The sequence below is a fragment of the Paracoccus acridae genome, from assembly GCF_014642735.1.
Taxonomy (GTDB): domain Bacteria; phylum Pseudomonadota; class Alphaproteobacteria; order Rhodobacterales; family Rhodobacteraceae; genus Paracoccus; species Paracoccus acridae.
In genome coordinates this window covers 76,459-90,457 of sequence record NZ_BMIV01000009.1, presented here as the reverse complement: position 1 = coordinate 90,457, position 13,999 = coordinate 76,459, and the positions used below count along the sequence as shown (strand labels likewise).

The window sequence follows — 13,999 nt, the reverse complement described above, 5'->3', positions numbered from 1 at the left end:
CGCGCGATCTGCATGATCTGCAAACCGCCCCTTGCGACCGTTCGCGCCCGGGCCTAACCAGGGTCCATCCGACAAGCGGTGCGCACCATGCCCCATCAGAACCCGATGCAGGGGATCCTGCTGAAATGCGCCAGCGTGGCGGTGTTCACGGTCATGGCCGCGATGATCAAGTCCACGTCGGAAACCGCTGCGGTCCCGGCGGGCCAGCAGGTGTTCTTCAGGTCGCTGTTCGCCATCCCCGTGATCCTGATCTGGCTGGCGCTTCGGGGCGAACTGGGTGTCGGCCTGCGCACCGTGCGGCCCATGGGCCACGTCTATCGCGGCGTCGTGGGCACCGTCGCCATGGCGCTGAACTTCTGGGCCCTGGCGCTGCTGTCCTTCCCCGAGGTGACGGCCATCGGCTATGCCGCGCCGCTTCTGGTGGTGATCTTCGCGGCGATGTTTCTGGGCGAGGACGTGCGCCTGTTCCGCCTGTCGATGGTGGGGATCGGGCTGACCGGGGTCTTGATCGTCCTGTCCCCGCAACTGCGGCTGGAGTCCGATGCCGATCCCTATCGGATGCTGGGCGCGGTCGTCGCCATGGGCGGCGCAGCCGGATCGGCCCTGGCCCAGATCTTCGTGCGCAAGCTGGTGCAGGAGGAACGCACCTCGGCCATCGTGTTTTGGTTCTCCTTCACCTCGACGATCCTGGGCCTTGCCACGCTGCCCTTCGGCTGGGTCTGGCCCGACGCTACCACCGCGATGCTGCTGGTCGGCAGCGGCATCCTGGGCGGCATGGCGCAGATCCTGCTGACCTCGGCCTATCGCTTTGCCGATGCCTCGCTGGTGGCGCCCTTCGAATATGTGTCGATGCTGCTGGCGATCGCGATCGGCTGGTATGTCTTCGGCGAGGCGCCCGCCCGCGTGGTGCTGATCGGCGCGTCCCTGGTGATCCTGGCGGGCATCATGATCATCTGGCGCGAACGCCAGCTTGGGCTGGAACGCAGCAGGCAGCGCAAGGCCATGACGCTGCAAGGATAATCCGCCGGAACCCGGACTGCCCTGTCCGCGCTATATCCCCGGCGCCCCGCGAAAGGGGCAGACACAGGAGATTATCCATGGTCAGGACGATGCTTTCCGCGGCCTTTGTCGCCGCATCTTTGGCCGCACCGGCCGCAGCGCAGGATCTGGGCGATATCGTGGGCGGCGTCGCGCGCGAATACCTGTCCATCGAACAGGATCGCGCCGCCTTCGAACAGGCCCAAAGCCAGGGCACGCTGCGCAGCTATCAGACCTATCTTCAGCAGTTCCCCAGCGGGCGCTATTCCCAGCAGGCCCGCGACCAGATCGCTCGCCTGGGCGGGACGACGGCCACGCGCGACGACCCCTATCAGGGCGACACCAGCGGGCTGAGCCGGCAGCAGCGCGTCAGCATCCAGCAGCAACTCAACGCCCTGGGCTACAGCACCAATGGCGCGGACGGCAATTTCGGGCCGGGCACCCGTCGCGCCATTGCCCTGTGGCAGCGCGACCGGGGCTATTCGCAGACCGGATCGCTGACCACCGCGCAGGCGAACGAGATCCTGCGCGGCACGGGCGGCACCTCGGGCGGCACCCGCGTATCGGAAACCACGCCGGGCAGCGCGTCGGGCGTGGGCGCAGCAGGGGCCGAGGGCGACCTGGGGCTGAGCCGCTCGCAGCGTTCCGCCATTCAGGCCAGCCTGACGCGGCAGGGCTATGACACGCGCGGCATCGACGGCGTCTTCGGACGCGGCACCCGCGGCGCCATCGCCGCCTGGCAGCAGGCGAACGGGCTTCAGGCGACCGGCTATCTGACGGCATCGCAGGCCGACAGCCTGCTGCGCTAAGGCTTGTCCGACGCCTGGCCTCCTTAGGCCCCAATTGTGGTGCAGGACGCGTTTTGCCAGCCTTGCACCGCAACCGGATAGGCCTGTCCCGTTTGGCTCTGCCAATGCGGATCCGCCTCTCAGGACAGGTGGATATCGTCCTTCGTTTGCGCTAAACCTCCTCGGGTCGCACAGCCCCGGCCGGGTCGGGACACCAGAGGGATGCCAGCCATGACCAAGCCGCAGATCCTGCGCCTGAACGACGCCGACAACATTGTCGTGGCGATTGCGGATCTTCCGTCCGGCACGTCGGTCGAAGGGGCCGTCCGTACCCTTCGCCGGATCCCGCGCGGCCACAAGGTCGCCGCCTGCCCCATCGCGCAGGGCGCGCCCGTCCGCAAGTTCGGTCAGATCATTGGCTTTGCCAGCACCGACATCGCGCCGGGCGACTGGGTCCATGAACAGAACGTCACCATGGGCGGCGATTTCGAACGCGACTATGCCTTCGCCTCCGAGGCCCGCCCCCCCGAAGGCCTGCGCCAGGGCGAGGTTCCAGCGCATTTCCAGGGCTTCCGCCGGGGCGACGGGCGCGTGGGCACGCGCAACTATATCGGCATCCTGTCGTCGGTGAATTGTTCGGCGACCGTGGTGGACTACATCGCCGACCAGGCGGTGCGGTCGGGAATGCTGGACGATTACCCCGACATCGACGGCATCGTGGCCCTGCCTCATGGCCAGGGCTGCGGCATGGCCAGCAAGGGCGAAAGCTATGACCTGCTGGCGCGCACGCAATGGGGCTATGCCAGCCACCCGAACTTCGCCGCCGTCCTGCTGGTGGGACTGGGATGCGAGGTGTTCCAGATCGCCCGGCTGAAGGAAACCTATGGCATCGCCGAGGGCGATCATTTCCAGTCGCTGACCATCCAGGACACGGGCGGCACCCGCCGCACCATTGACGCGGGCGTGGAACGCCTGCGCGACATGCTGCCGGTGGCGGCGCGGGCGCGGCGCGAGGCGGTTCCGGCATCCGAACTGACGCTGGCGCTGCAATGTGGGGGATCGGACGGCTATTCCAGCCTGACGGCGAACCCCGCGCTTGGCGTCGCGGCCGACATGCTGGTGCGCCAGGGCGGCACCGCGATCCTGTCCGAAACGCCCGAGATCTTTGGCGCCGAACATCTGCTGACCCGCCGGGCAGAGACGCCCGAGATCGGCCAGAAGATCGTCGACCTGATCGACTGGTGGCAGGATTACACCACCCGCAACGGCGGCGAGATGAACAACAACCCCTCACCGGGCAACAAGGCGGGCGGGCTGACCACGATCCTGGAAAAGTCGCTGGGCGCGGTCGCCAAGGGCGGCACGTCCACCCTGCGCGGGGTCTATCGCTATGCCGAACGGATCGACCGCAAGGGCTTCGTCTATATGGACACGCCGGGATACGACCCGGTGGCCGCGACGGGCCAGGTCGCGGGGGGCGCGAATGTGCTGTGCTTCACCACCGGACGCGGTTCGGCCTATGGCTGCAAGCCGGTGCCGTCCATCAAGCTGGCGACGAACACGCCCCTGTTCCAGCGGATGCCGGACGACATGGACATCAACTGCGGCGACATCGTGGACGGCGTGCCGCTGGAGGAAAAGGGCGCCGAGATCTTCCAGACGATCCTGGACGTGGCCTCGGGGCGAAAGACGAAATCCGAAGACCTGGGCTATGGCCGCAACGAATTCGTGCCCTGGCAGATCGGCGCGGTGATGTAGCGGTCGCGCCGGGTTCGGTGCTATGCTGCCCGGCGATATGATTGCAAAGGGGGTTGGCATGTCAGGAACCATCAGGACGACCAAGGGGCGCGGCAGGCTTTACGACAGCATCCTGGACACCGTGGGCGACACGCCGGTGATCCGCATCAACAACCTCGCGCCCGAAGGGGTGACGATCTATGTCAAGGCCGAGTTCTTCAACCCCGCCGCATCGGTCAAGGACCGCTTGGCGCTCAACATCATCGAGGCTGCGGAACGGTCCGGCGCCCTGAAGCCCGGCCAGACCGTGGTCGAGGCGACCAGCGGCAATACCGGCATCGGCCTTGCCATGGTCTGCGCGCAGAAGGGCTATCCCCTGGTGGTGACCATGGCCGAAAGCTTCTCGGTCGAGCGGCGGCGGCTGATGCGGATGCTGGGCGCCAAGGTGGTGCTGACGCCCAAGGCGCAGAAGGGCACGGGCATGTACAACAAGGCGGTGGAGCTTGCGGAAAAGCACGGCTGGTTCCTGGCCCGCCAGTTCGAGACCGAGGCCAATGCCGACATCCACGAATCCACCACCGCGCAGGAAATCCTGGGCGATTTCGCGGGGCAGCGGCTGGATTACATCGTCACCGGATACGGCACCGGCGGCACCGTCAGCGGCCTGTCGCGCGTGTTGCGCCGCGAACGCCCCGAAGTGAAGATCATCCTGACCGAACCCGCCAATGCCGCCCTGGTCAGCAGCGGCACCCCGCAGGATCGCGGCCCCGACCACGCCCCCGCCGGCAGTCACCCCGCCTTCGAGCCGCATCCGATCCAGGGCTGGACCCCGGACTTCATCCCCTGGGTTCTGCAGGAAGCCCTGGACAAGAAGGGCTATGACGACCTGATCCCCATTCCGGGGGCGGAAGGGATGGACTGGGCGCGCAAGCTGGCCGCGCGCGAAGGCATCCTGACCGGCGTCTCGGGCGGGTCCACCTTCGCCGTAGCGATGCGGATCGCGGAAAAGGCCGAACCCGGCACCGTCATCCTGTCGATGATGCCCGACACCGGGGAACGCTATCTGTCCACGCCCTTGTTCGAACCCTTTGCCGAGGACATGGACGATGAGGAGCGCGCCCTGTCCGAATCCACCCCCGGATACCGGATGGGCTGACGATCCCTGCACCCGCTGCAAGGCGGGTGTGCGCAGATGCCGCATTGCGGCAAGGCGGGGGCGGGCCCATGTCTGTCCTGTCAACCAAGGACAGAAAGAGAGTTTGACCATGACCGCCCTCCGCACCGCCCTGAGCCGCATCCGCGCGTTCCTGGACGTGATGGATGCCGCGATTTCCGCCTCGGCCGCCGTGCGCCTGCATCATGCGCCCGCCGTGGCCGACCTGCGCCGCCTGGGGATCGAACCGACCCGTGCCGCCATGACCGCGATGTCGCGCGCCTGACCGCCGCGGAAATCCGACGATCCGGCCCGCCATTGGCGGGCCTTTTGTCTTTCCGGCCTTCAACCGGCCAAGGATCCGGCCTATGGTCCGGCGGTTTGAAATCCGGGGGACCGAATGACCAGCAGCACAACAACCCCAACCGTTCGGTCCGACTTTGCCCAGGGGCTGATCTGGATGGCCCTGTCCATGACCGCCTTCATCGGCATGTCTGTCGGATCGCGGGAAATGGCCGAAACCCTGTCGATCCGGCAGGTGCTGTTCTTCCGTGCGCTTGTGGGCCTGTTCGTGATCCTGGCCGTAGGCCGCGCCCTGTTCCCCGAGGTGCGCCGCGCGGCCAAGCTGCGCCTGCATCTGGCGCGCAACGTGATCCATTTCACCGCGCAGTATTTCTGGACCATCGGGGTCGTGCTGCTGCCGCTGGCCTCGGTCTTTGCGCTGGAATTCACCATGCCGATCTGGGTGACGCTGTTCGCCTGGCTGCTGCTGCGCGAAAGGCTGACCGGCCCGCGCCTGCTGGCGACGGTGGGCGGCTTCATCGGCGTCATGGTGATCGTGCGGCCCGGCATCGGCATGGTCGATCCGGCAGCGGTCCTGGTGCTGATCGCGGCGGCGGGTTACGGGCTGTCGCTGATCCTGGTGAAACGGCTGACGCAGCACTGTTCGCCCGGCGCCATCGTGGTGTGGATGATCCTGATCCAGTTGCCGCTGGGCCTGATCGCCGCGCTGACCGACTGGCGGCCCGTGGCGGTGACGGACGTGCCCTGGATGCTGGTCGCGGGCGTGGGCGCGCTTGCGGCGCATTATTGCCAGGCGCAGGCGCTCAAGCGGCTGGACGCGTCGATCCTGATCCCCATCGACTTCCTGCGCGTGCCCATGGCGGCGGTCGTGGGATATTACTTCTATGCGGAAGCCATCGACCTGTGGGTCTTCCTGGGCGGCGGCATCATCCTGTTGTCGAATTTCCAGGCGGTGATGGCCGAACGGCGCAAGTCCGCTGCGGTCGCGGCCCCCTGAGAGGGCCGCGCCCCTTTACGATCAGAACGGACTGTCGGGATAGTAATAGGTCTCGGCGTTTTCCGGCGTGACCAGCACCGATCCGATGATGAAATCGCCCGATACTGGCGCCTGGGACACCAGGCCCACGGCCGTGATCTCGATGGCGGTGGCGATCATCGACGGGGGATAGGTGACGTTGGCCGGGATCATCGCGTCGCCGTCCATGGTGCGCTTGATCATCTCCTTCATGCCGGCGCCGCCCAGGACGAACTTGATGTCGTCGCGACCTGCCGCCTCGATGGCGCCCAGGGCGCCCACGGCCATGTCGTCGTCCGAGGCCCAGACCGCGTCGATCTGCGGGTGCTTGGACAGGAAGTCCTGCATCACCGTGAAGGACTTGTCGCGGTTCCAGTCGCCATGCTCCATGCCCAGGACTTCGATGTTCTTGCCCTCAATGGCGGCCTGGAAGCCTTCGACCCGTTCGTTGTCGATGGTGGTCGGGATGCCGCGCAGCACCACGATCTTGCCGCCTTCGGGCAGGGCGCTTGCCATGAATTCGCCCGAGACACGCCCGAAGCCGGGGTTGTCGCCCGCGACATACAGATCCTCGATCCCTTCCTGCGACAGGCCCCGGTCCACGACCGTGATCCAGGCGCCGGATGCCTTGACGTTCTGGACCGGGCCGGTCAGCGGCTCGGATTCAAAGGGCAGCACGACAAGCGCGTCGATGTTGCGCGTGGCCACCATGTCCTCGATGTCGTTGACCTGCTTGGCAGGGTCGGATGCCGTCGCAAGGACGAAGTCAAGCTGGGGATAGGTTTCCTCCAGCCGGTCCACGGTGGCCTGCGCGAAATAGTTCATGCCCCCCGCCCAGCCATGGGTCGCCGCCGGGATCGACACGCCGATCACCTTGGTTTCCCCGTCCTGCGCCCATGCGGGCGCCGCCAGTGCGGCGGCAAGTGCCAGTCCCGATACGAAATGCTTCATGTTTTCCCTCCCATATTGGCCCGGCTCAGCGGGCCTTGCCTTCGCGCTGCAACACCACAGCGAGAACGATGATGGCCCCCTGAATGGCGCCGTTCAGATAGGGCGATACGAAATCCGTCAGGTTCAGCAGGTTGCCGATCAGCGTCAGGATCAGCACGCCGATCACCGTGCCCCAGACGCGCCCGAAACCGCCCTTCAGCACGGTCCCGCCGATGATGACGGCGGCAATCGCCTCAAGCTCCCACAGCATCCCCGTGGCGGAGGAGGCCGATCCGAGGCGCGGCACATACATGATGGTGGCGATGCCCACCAGCAGGCCAAGCGCGGCATAGGTCATCAGCCGCACCCGGTCCACGCGGACCGAGGAATACTTGGCGACCTGTTCGTTCGATCCGATGGCCGCGCAATAGCGGCCAAAGGCGGTGGAGCGCATCACCACCTCTCCGACCAGGACCACCAGGGCAAAGACGATGATCGGCCAGGTGATGCCGAAGATGCCGCCGTAATAGACCGGCTGGTAAAGGCTGCGCAGGTTGAAATCCAGGGACAGGGTGCCGCCGTCGGCCAGCCATGTGACGAGGCTGCGATAGATGCCCATGGACCCCAGCGTGACGATGAAGGCCTCGATCCCCAGGCGGGTGATCAGGATGCCGTTCAGCAGACCCGCCGCAAGCCCCGCCAGCAGGGCCACAGCCATGCCCACCAGGATCACCGGGACGCCCACGCCCATGCTGGGCACAAGGCTGTTCATCACCAGGATCATCAGCCCCGCGATGAAGGCCGCCATCGACCCGACCGACAGGTCCAGCCCGCCCGCCGTGATCACGAAGGTCATGCCCACGGCGATGATGCCGATGAAGGCGGACCGGGCCAGGACGTTCGTGACGTTGTCCCAGCCCAGAAAGTTCGGGTTCATCAGCGCGCCCGCCACGACCAGCAGGACCAAGGCCAGGATCGGGCCGATCACGGTCATGCGGATGCGGCGGGGGGCGGCGGGAACGGCGGCGTCGCTCATGCGGGTTCCTTCGAGGGGGTCGGGGCCACGCCCATGGCAAGGCGAACGATGGCGTCTTCTGTGGCATCCGCGCCCAGTTCGCCCGTGACGCGACCATGGCGCATGACCAGGATGCGGTCGGCAAGCCCGATCACCTCCTGCATTTCCGAGGAGATGACGACGATGGCGCGGCCCTGGGCGGCAAGGCGGCGGATCAGCACATACATCTGCTGCTTGGTGCCGATGTCGATGCCGCGCGTGGGTTCGTCGATGACGATGATCTGCGGATCGGCCAGCATGGTCTTGGCGAACAGCAGCTTCTGCTGGTTGCCGCCCGACAGGTTGCCGACCAGGGCGTCCCGGTGGCCGCGAATGTCGAAATCGGCGATGGCCTGGGTCAGCGCGCGATCCTCGGCCCCGGTATCCAGAAGGCCCCGGTCGAATTTCGACAGCGCCTGCAGCGTCAGGTTTTCCCGCAGCCCCTTGCCCAGCAGCAGGCCACGGGTCTTGCGATCCTCGGTCAGGTAGCACAGGCCAAGGTCCTGCGCTTGCCAAGGATGGTCGATGCGGACGGGCTGCCCGAAGACGCGCACCTCGCCCGTGGCGGGACGCAGGCCGCAGAGCCCCTCGAAGGTTTCGGTCCGGCCCGATCCGATCAGGCCCGCGACGCCCAGAACCTCGCCCCGGCGCAGGGTGAAGCCGACGTCATGGGAAAACCCCGGCACCGAGAGGTTTGCGACCTCAAGCGCCACCTCTCCGGGCGTGGAGACCTTGGCAGGGAACAGATCCGACATCTCGCGCCCGACCATGGCGTTCGCCATGGCGTGCTGGTCCATGGCCGCAGCCTCGCCGGTCCAGACCACGCGGCCGTCGCGCATGATGGTCAGGTCGTCGGCGATCTCCTCGACCTCGTCCAGCTTGTGCGAGGTGAACAGCACCGCCGTTCCCGCCTCGCGCAGCGCGCGGACCTGGCGCAGCAGGATCGCGGTTTCCGCCCGCGTCAGCACGGCGGTCGGTTCGTCCATCACCAGCACGCGGGTATCGCGCAGCAGGGCCTTGGCGATCTCCACCATCTGCTTGTCGCTGTTGGACAGCGTGGACACGACCCGGTCGGGCGAGACGCGGCATTCCAGCCGATCCAGCAATTCCCGCGTCCGCGCCCGCATCGCGGGCTTGTCGAGGAAAGGGCCGCGCTTCAACTCGCGGCCCAGGAAGATGTTCTGTTCCACCGTCAACTGTTCGGCCAGGTTGAATTCCTGGTGGATCATCGAGATCCCCTGGTCCTCGGCCGCGCCCATATTGGCGAAGCCGACCGGCCGCCCGTCCAGCAGCACCTGGCCCGAGGATGGCGGCTGATAGCCGGTCATGATCTTCATGGTCGTGGACTTGCCCGCGCCGTTTTCGCCGATCAGCGCATGGACCCGGCCGGGGCGCAGGGCGATATCGACGCCGTGCAGCACCTCGATCGGGCCGAAGCTGCGGGAAACATTGCGCAGGGCAAGCACGGTCACGGCGTCACCCAGGCCGCGTCGTCGCGGGCGGACCGGATGCAGGCGTCGATGAAGCGCATCCCGGCCAGTCCCTCCTCCAGTCCCGGCAGGATGTCCAGCACCGGGTCGCGTTGCCCGGCTTGCGCCGCCCGGATCGCCTGTGCGGCGCCGGTGTAGATATTGGCGAAGCCTTCAAGATAGCCCTCGGGATGGCCGCCCGGCGTGCGGCTGACGGCATTGGCCGCATCCGATGCTCCGGCACCGCGCCGGGTCAGCAGGCGCTTGGCCTCGCCAAAGGGCGTGAACCACAGATAGTTCGGATCCTCCTGCGCCCATTCCAGCCCGCCCTTTTCGCCATAGACGCGCAGGCGCAGGGCGTTTTCATTGCCCGGCGCGACCTGCGAACACCACAGCATCCCCCGCGCGCCGCCGCCGAAGCGCAGCATGACATGGGCGTTGTCGTCCAGCCTGCGGCCCGGCACGAAGCTTTGCAGGTCGGCCGACAGGCGTTCGACCGAAAGGCCGGTCACGAAGCAGGCAAGGTTGTAGGCGTGCGTGCCGATATCGCCGATGGCCCCGCCCCCGCCGCTGCGTTCGGGATCGGTGCGCCATTCCGCCTGCTTGTTGGTGCCGGTGGTTTCCGACGCCTCGGTCAGCCAGTCCTGCGCGTATTCGACCTGAACCACGCGGATCGCGCCCAGGTCGCCCGCCTCGATCATCGCGCGGGCCTGCCGGATCATCGGATAGCCGGTATAGTTGTGGGTCAGGATGAACAGTGCCTCTGATTGCCGGATCGCGGCTTCCAGTTCCTGTGCCTGCGCCATCGTGGCGGTCAGCGGCTTGTCGCAGATCACATGGATGCCGCGCCGCAGGAAGGCCGCGGCGGCAGGCCCATGGACATGGTTCGGGGTGACAATAGCCACGGCCTCGATTCCGCCCTCGCGGTTGGCCTCGGCCTCGGCCATCTCCTCGAAGCTGCCATAGCAGCGGTCGGGGTCCAGCCCCAAGGCCGCGCCGCTGTCGCGCGACTTTTCCGGCGTCGAGGACAGCGCCCCCGCCACAAGATCGAATTCCCCGTCGATGCGAGAGGCGATGCGGTGGACCGCGCCGATGAAGGCATCCTTGCCGCCGCCGACCATCCCAAGCCTGATGCGCGTCATTCCGAAATCCCCAGCATGCGGCGGTTCGCGGCATCGTCCGTGCCGCCATCCGCGAAATCGTCGAAGGCCTTTTCCGTCACGCGGATGATGTGGTGGCGGACGAACTCGGCCCCTTCCCGCGCCCCGTCCTCGGGGTGCTTGAGGCAGCATTCCCATTCCACCACGGCCCAGCCGTCGAAATCATTGGCCGTCATCTTGGAAAAGACCGCCCCGAAATCGACCTGCCCGTCGCCCAGGCTGCGGAATCGCCCGGCCCGGTTCACCCAGGGCTGGAAGCCGCCATAGACGCCCTTCCGCCCGGTCGGGTTGAACTCGGCATCCTTGACGTGGAACATGCGGATCCGGTCCTTGTAGATGTCGATATTGTCCAGGTAGTCCAGGCATTGCAGGACATAATGCGACGGATCGTACAGCATGTTGGCCCGGGCGTGGCCCCCCACGCGCTCCAGGAACATCTCGAAGCTGTCGCCGTCGTGCAGATCCTCGCCGGGATGGATCTCAAAGCAGATGTCCACGCCGCAATCCTCGGCATGATCCAGGATCGGGCGCCAGCGGCGTGCCAGTTCGTCGAAGGCCGCTTCCACCAAGCCCGCCGGGCGCTGCGGCCAGGGATAGACGAAGGGCCAGGCAAGCGCCCCGGAAAAGCTGGCCATCGCGGTCAGGCCCAGGTTGCGGCTGGCACTCAGCGCCATCCTGACCTGATCGACCGCCCATTCCTGCCGCGCCTTGGGGTTGCCGCGCATGGCGGGCACGGTGAAGCCGTCGAAGGCCTCGTCATAGGCGGGGTGGACGGCCACAAGCTGGCCCTGCAGATGGGTGGACAGTTCAGTGATCTGGACGCCGTTCTCGGCGGCAACGCCCGCGATCTCGTCGCAATAGTCGCGGCTTTCGGCAGCGCGGGCAAGATCGAACAGCCGCCCGTCCCAGCTTGGCACCTGCACGCCCACATAGCCGCAGTCGGCCGCCCATTTGGTGATGCCGTCCCAGGTATCGAAGGGCGCCTGATCGCCCGCGAATTGCGCCAGGAACAGCGCCGGACCCTTGATGGTCTTCATGGCCTTTCCCCTTCAGACATATCGGTTGACCAGATTTTCCAGGATCTCCTGCCGACCCGACACGGGCTGCGGATCAAGCCCCGCCGCCACCGCCCGGTCGGCGATGTCGTCCAGCGTCGCGCCGGGCGCGAGCATGGCCTGCGCTTCCTCGCGCTGCCATCCGGCGTAACGGTCGCGGCGCGCAGATTCCAGCCGGTCGTCCTCCAGCATCTTCGCCGCCGCTTTCAGCCCGCGCGCGCAGACATCCATGGCCCCCGCATGGGCCATCACCAAATCCCGCGGGTCCAGCGACTGGCGGCGGATCTTGGCGTCGAAATTCGTGCCGCCGGTGGTAAAGCCGCCGCCGCGCAGGATCTCGTAATAGGCCAGCGTCACCTCTGCGACGTTGTTCGGGAACTGGTCGGTGTCCCAGCCGGACTGCTGGTCGTTGCGGTTCATGTCGATCGACCCGAAGATGCCAAGCGCATTGGCAAGCGCGATCTCATGCTCGAAGCTGTGGCCCGCCAGGATCGCGTGGCCCTGTTCGATGTTGACCTTGACCTCGGTCTCCAGGCCATACCGCTTCAGGAAGCCATAGACTGTCGCCACGTCGAAGTCATACTGGTGCTTGGTGGGTTCCTGCGGCTTGGGTTCGATCAGGATGGTGCCCCCGAAGCCGATCTTGTGCTTGTAATCGACGACCATCGACAGGAAGCGGCCCATCTGGTCCAGTTCGCGGCCCAGGTCGGTGTTCAGCAGGGTCTCGTACCCCTCTCGCCCGCCCCACAGCACATAGTTCTCGCCACCAAGCCGGTGCGTCACGTCCATGCAGTCGCGCACGGTGGCCGCGGCATAGGCGAAGACGTCGGGGTCGGGGTTCGTGGCCGCCCCCGCCATGTAGCGGCGGTTGGAAAACAGGTTCGCGGTGCCCCACAGCAGGCGCGGGCCGCCCCCCTCCATCTTCGCGGCCATCAGGTCGGCGATGCGGTTCAGCCGGTCGCGGCTTTCGGACAGGCTTGCGCCTTCGGGTCGAACGTCGTGGTCGTGGAAGCAGAAGAAGGGCGCACCCAGGATGCGGAAGAAGTCGAAGGCCGCGTCCACGCGGGCCTCGGCCTGTTCCATCGTGTCGGCAGGAAACCAGGGCCGGTCGAAGGTGCGCCCGCCGAAGGGATCGCCGCCCTCCCAGCCGAAGCTGTGCCAATAGGCCACGGCAAAGCGCAGCTGATCCTCGGCCCGCTTGCCCATGATCGTCTCATTGGGGTCGTAATGGCGGAAGGCCGGGCCATCCGTATCGGGATCAAGCGTCAAGGGCGAAATGGCGTCGAAATAGCCGGTCATGCGGAAACTCCGGGAAGGTTTTCTTTGAAGAAGATGGCGGGGGTGATGGTGACCGATCCGGGCGTCTCGCCATCGGCGATGGCCTTCATCACCTCAAGCGCACAGGCGACTTCCTCGGCGGGTTTCTGGTCGATCACCACGTCGATCAGGTCGTCCAGCAATCCCGCGCGGGAATGGGGGGTCAGTTCATGCAGCACGACGAAGGGGCGGTTTTCGCCCATGTCGCGCATCAGGGGGATCAGCCCGCGATTGCCCGCGCCGATCGAATAGATGCCGGTGATGCCGGGATCGGCGCGCAGCGCATGGCCCAGCAGGTCGCGCATCCGGTCGGGATTGTCCTGGACCTCGATCGGGGGCAGCAGGCTCTCCGCGCCCAGGATCTCGGCCATGCCGGCCAGGCGGTCGCGGTGATCGCGCAGGCCGGCCGAGCCCATCACCGGCAGGACGCGCGCCTGCCTGCCGCGATGCGCGATCCGGTGCAGCCGCCCCGCCGTACGCCCGGCCGCCAGGTTGTCGATGCCGATATAGGCGCGAAGGCCGGGCATGTCGGTGACAAGCGCGACCACCGGCACATCGCCCGCGATCAGCGCGTCGATCCGGTCCTGCCCCGCCCCCGCCAGCACCGCGCAATCGCAATCGGCCGGGGGACCGTCCAGGCCGTCGCGCAGATCGACGCTGATCCGCTGGCCGGCCCTGGCTTCGGCCTGATCCTGGAAGGCGCGGCGGATGGCGGAAAAGAACCCGTGATCGCCGGGCGGGACATAGGCCGCAAAGCGATAGCTGCGCCGACGCGACAGGTTGGCCGCCGTGATGTCGCGGCGATAGCCCAGATCATCGATGGCCTGGCGGACCCGCTGGATCGACTTCATCGCGACCCCGCCGCGCCCGTTCAAGACGCGGTCGGCAGTCGAATAGCTGACCCCAGCAGCCCGCGCCACATCGTGCAGCGTCGGATTGCGCATTGTCCGATTGTCCTCCCGGAACCAGCATCGGACGGC

At 66.8% G+C, this 13,999-nt stretch carries 13 protein-coding genes; 6 read left to right on the top strand and 7 right to left on the bottom strand.

Annotation, left to right across the window (positions count from 1 at the left end; genetic code table 11):
- The first annotated feature begins 87 nt into the window (after window positions 1–87).
- The 6 genes from IEX25_RS13725 to IEX25_RS13700 all read left to right on the top strand — a co-directional run bounded on the left by IEX25_RS13725 (window position 88) and on the right by IEX25_RS13700 (window position 6,016).
- The gene (locus IEX25_RS13725; protein ID WP_188715641.1) at window positions 88–1,020 is read left to right on the top strand and encodes a DMT family transporter; all 933 of its coding nucleotides are present in this window, start codon (window positions 88–90) and stop codon (window positions 1,018–1,020) included.
- A gap of 77 nt (window positions 1,021–1,097) precedes the next feature.
- The gene (locus tag IEX25_RS13720) at window positions 1,098–1,847 is read left to right on the top strand and encodes a peptidoglycan-binding domain-containing protein (protein WP_188715639.1); all 750 of its coding nucleotides are present in this window, start codon (window positions 1,098–1,100) and stop codon (window positions 1,845–1,847) included.
- 210 nt (window positions 1,848–2,057) lie between these two features.
- Complete coding sequence (locus IEX25_RS13715) at window positions 2,058–3,584, top strand: UxaA family hydrolase (protein ID WP_188715637.1); 1,527 nt, start codon at window positions 2,058–2,060, stop codon at window positions 3,582–3,584.
- A 58-nt stretch (window positions 3,585–3,642) separates the two neighbouring features.
- The gene (locus IEX25_RS13710; RefSeq protein WP_188715635.1) at window positions 3,643–4,719 is read left to right on the top strand and encodes a PLP-dependent cysteine synthase family protein; all 1,077 of its coding nucleotides are present in this window, start codon (window positions 3,643–3,645) and stop codon (window positions 4,717–4,719) included.
- Window positions 4,720–4,828: 109 nt separating this feature from the next.
- The gene (locus IEX25_RS13705; RefSeq protein ID WP_158247999.1) at window positions 4,829–5,002 is read left to right on the top strand and encodes a hypothetical protein; all 174 of its coding nucleotides are present in this window, start codon (window positions 4,829–4,831) and stop codon (window positions 5,000–5,002) included.
- Window positions 5,003–5,116: 114 nt separating this feature from the next.
- Window positions 5,117–6,016 (top strand): DMT family transporter, encoded by a 900-nt coding sequence (locus IEX25_RS13700; RefSeq protein ID WP_229665216.1) that lies wholly within the window; start codon window positions 5,117–5,119, stop codon window positions 6,014–6,016.
- A gap of 21 nt (window positions 6,017–6,037) precedes the next feature.
- Here IEX25_RS13700 and IEX25_RS13695 read toward each other — a convergent pair whose 3' ends face one another.
- Genes IEX25_RS13695 through IEX25_RS13665 form a run of 7 tightly spaced genes read right to left on the bottom strand, consistent with a single transcriptional unit; the run spans window position 6,038 to window position 13,963 of the window.
- Window positions 6,038–6,985 (bottom strand): ABC transporter substrate-binding protein, encoded by a 948-nt coding sequence (locus tag IEX25_RS13695; protein ID WP_188715633.1) that lies wholly within the window; start codon window positions 6,983–6,985, stop codon window positions 6,038–6,040.
- 25 nt (window positions 6,986–7,010) lie between these two features.
- Entirely contained in the window at window positions 7,011–8,000 is a 990-nt protein-coding gene (locus IEX25_RS13690) for an ABC transporter permease (RefSeq protein ID WP_188715630.1), read from the bottom strand.
- The gene (locus IEX25_RS13685; protein WP_188715629.1) at window positions 7,997–9,490 is read right to left on the bottom strand and encodes a sugar ABC transporter ATP-binding protein; all 1,494 of its coding nucleotides are present in this window, start codon (window positions 9,488–9,490) and stop codon (window positions 7,997–7,999) included. The genes IEX25_RS13690 and IEX25_RS13685 overlap by 4 nt, the downstream gene beginning before the upstream one ends.
- The gene (locus IEX25_RS13680; protein ID WP_229665214.1) at window positions 9,487–10,629 is read right to left on the bottom strand and encodes a Gfo/Idh/MocA family protein; all 1,143 of its coding nucleotides are present in this window, start codon (window positions 10,627–10,629) and stop codon (window positions 9,487–9,489) included. The genes IEX25_RS13685 and IEX25_RS13680 overlap by 4 nt, the downstream gene beginning before the upstream one ends.
- Window positions 10,626–11,684, bottom strand: a complete 1,059-nt coding sequence (locus IEX25_RS13675) for a sugar phosphate isomerase/epimerase family protein (RefSeq protein WP_188715627.1) — start codon at window positions 11,682–11,684, stop codon at window positions 10,626–10,628. The genes IEX25_RS13680 and IEX25_RS13675 overlap by 4 nt, the downstream gene beginning before the upstream one ends.
- A 12-nt stretch (window positions 11,685–11,696) precedes the next feature.
- A complete protein-coding gene (xylA, locus tag IEX25_RS13670) occupies window positions 11,697–13,001 on the bottom strand; it encodes a xylose isomerase (RefSeq protein WP_188715625.1) in 1,305 nt (434 codons plus the stop codon).
- Window positions 12,998–13,963, bottom strand: a complete 966-nt coding sequence (locus IEX25_RS13665) for a LacI family DNA-binding transcriptional regulator (protein ID WP_188715623.1) — start codon at window positions 13,961–13,963, stop codon at window positions 12,998–13,000. The genes xylA and IEX25_RS13665 overlap by 4 nt, the downstream gene beginning before the upstream one ends.
- Window positions 13,964–13,999 lie beyond the last annotated feature (36 nt).

Coding starts and splice junctions, on each gene's coding strand:
- IEX25_RS13725 (WP_188715641.1), top strand. CDS start 88: ATGCCCCATCAGAACCCGATGCAGGGGATCCTGCTGAAATGCGCCAGC.
- IEX25_RS13720 (WP_188715639.1), top strand. CDS start 1,098: ATGGTCAGGACGATGCTTTCCGCGGCCTTTGTCGCCGCATCTTTGGCC.
- IEX25_RS13715 (WP_188715637.1), top strand. CDS start 2,058: ATGACCAAGCCGCAGATCCTGCGCCTGAACGACGCCGACAACATTGTC.
- IEX25_RS13710 (WP_188715635.1), top strand. CDS start 3,643: ATGTCAGGAACCATCAGGACGACCAAGGGGCGCGGCAGGCTTTACGAC.
- IEX25_RS13705 (WP_158247999.1), top strand. CDS start 4,829: ATGACCGCCCTCCGCACCGCCCTGAGCCGCATCCGCGCGTTCCTGGAC.
- IEX25_RS13700 (WP_229665216.1), top strand. CDS start 5,117: ATGACCAGCAGCACAACAACCCCAACCGTTCGGTCCGACTTTGCCCAG.
- IEX25_RS13695 (WP_188715633.1), bottom strand. CDS start 6,985: ATGAAGCATTTCGTATCGGGACTGGCACTTGCCGCCGCACTGGCGGCG.
- IEX25_RS13690 (WP_188715630.1), bottom strand. CDS start 8,000: ATGAGCGACGCCGCCGTTCCCGCCGCCCCCCGCCGCATCCGCATGACC.
- IEX25_RS13680 (WP_229665214.1), bottom strand. CDS start 10,629: ATGACGCGCATCAGGCTTGGGATGGTCGGCGGCGGCAAGGATGCCTTC.
- IEX25_RS13675 (WP_188715627.1), bottom strand. CDS start 11,684: ATGAAGACCATCAAGGGTCCGGCGCTGTTCCTGGCGCAATTCGCGGGC.
- xylA (WP_188715625.1), bottom strand. CDS start 13,001: ATGACCGGCTATTTCGACGCCATTTCGCCCTTGACGCTTGATCCCGAT.
- IEX25_RS13665 (WP_188715623.1), bottom strand. CDS start 13,963: ATGCGCAATCCGACGCTGCACGATGTGGCGCGGGCTGCTGGGGTCAGC.